Source organism: Alicyclobacillus sendaiensis NBRC 100866, from assembly GCF_001552675.1.
Lineage (GTDB): Bacteria > Bacillota > Bacilli > Alicyclobacillales > Alicyclobacillaceae > Alicyclobacillus > Alicyclobacillus sendaiensis.
This window is the reverse complement of record NZ_BCRQ01000131.1, coordinates 1-1,400: the sequence shown is the minus strand read 5'-3', so window position 1 is coordinate 1,400 and position 1,400 is coordinate 1. Positions and strand designations below refer to the sequence as shown.

Here is a 1,400-nt window from a genome sequence, read left to right as displayed (position 1 = left end):
GACACGGACAATTCTCCTTCCCGCGCTTGACGTTCCGCGCGCGTTCCGTTATAAAGGAGATGCACGTTCCGGCGGACGTTGCGCCGGCGACAATCGAATCGGTGTGACCTAGGTGGAGTCTGTCAACCGGCAGGCTCCTTTTCGCGTTTTGGAGGTGCTCAATGGCGTCGAACGCCCTGCACGTTGCGGAATCGTATCTCTTCGCGCTCTTCGTCATGCTCGCGTCTGGCGCGCTCGCCTCGAAGGTGGCTGAGCGCTTGCGCCTGCCGGACATCGTGCTGTACGTCGTGGCAGGCTTTCTGCTCGGGCCCTCGGTGCTCGGCGTGCTCTCCATTCCCCAAGGCGGGGCGTTTCACGACGCCGTGCTCTCGCTCGGCGCCGCGTGGATTGTATTTCAGGGCGGGCTCGAAATGCGGTTTCAGGTTCTGCGCCGCATGTGGCTGTCCGTGCTCCTGCTCGCCACGGTCGGCCTGGCCATCACGGCCGCCGTCGTCGGCGTCGCCGCGCACGTCGCCCTGGCGCTTCCCATGCTGTCCGCGCTCCTGTTGGGTTCGCTGCTCGCCTCGACCGATCCTGCCTCGCTCGTGCCCGTCTTCCAACGCCTGTCCATCCGCGCGCGCGTGGCGCAGGCCGTGATCGCCGAATCTGCGTTCACGGACGCCACCGGCGCCATGCTGACGGCGCTGGTGCTGGAGCGGGTCATGGCCCCTGGCACCGGTGTGCACGCGGGCGCGGTCGATCTCGTCGAGCAAATCGCGCGGCTCGCCCTGGGAGGTGCGGTCATCGGGCTCGCGTTCGGCCTCCTCGCCGCGTGGCTCGTGCGCAGACATGCGCCGCCGACGCCAGGGGGCCGGTCGCTGTACCTCGTCCTCGCGGCGCTCGGCAGCTATGCCACCGCCGCGGAACTCGGCGCGAGCGGCTTCATGGCGAGCTTTGTTGCGGGCATGGTGCTCGTGCATGCGCCCAAGCGGTGGCCGAAGGTCGAAGAGCCGGATCGCCATCAGCTCGAAGGGTTCGTCGACGCGATGTCGCTGCAGTTTCGGATGCTCATCTTCATCTCGCTCGGAAGCCAGGTGAGCATCCCGCTCATGGCCCATCATCTCGGGCGCACCCTCGCCGTGGTGGCTGTCTTCATGCTGGTGGCGAGGCCCCTCACCGTGCTCGCGAGCCTTCTGCCGGATCGGCGGGCCAAGTGGACTTGGCGGGAGATAGTCTTCTTCTTCTGGGTCCGCGAAACGGGGACCATCGCCATTGCGCTCGCCGGACTGGTGCAGAGCACCGGCGCGTCTGGGGCCAGCGTGTTCACGCAGGTGGCGGCGACGGCCGTGATCGCCACGCTACTGTTGCAAGCGAGCACCACGCCGCTCGTGGCCCGATGGCTCGGCCTGCTGGAGCGCTGA

1 protein-coding gene is annotated in these 1,400 nt (G+C 67.6%); it reads left to right on the top strand.

All coding sequences use genetic code 11. The annotated features are described in order from the left end of the window. Positions 1-161: 161 nt before the first annotated feature. On the top strand, positions 162-1,400 hold the full coding sequence (locus tag AS26_RS13555; protein ID WP_062310662.1) for a cation:proton antiporter: 1,239 nt from the start codon (positions 162-164) through the stop codon (positions 1,398-1,400).

Coding starts and splice junctions, on each gene's coding strand:
- AS26_RS13555 (WP_062310662.1), top strand. CDS start 162: ATGGCGTCGAACGCCCTGCACGTTGCGGAATCGTATCTCTTCGCGCTC.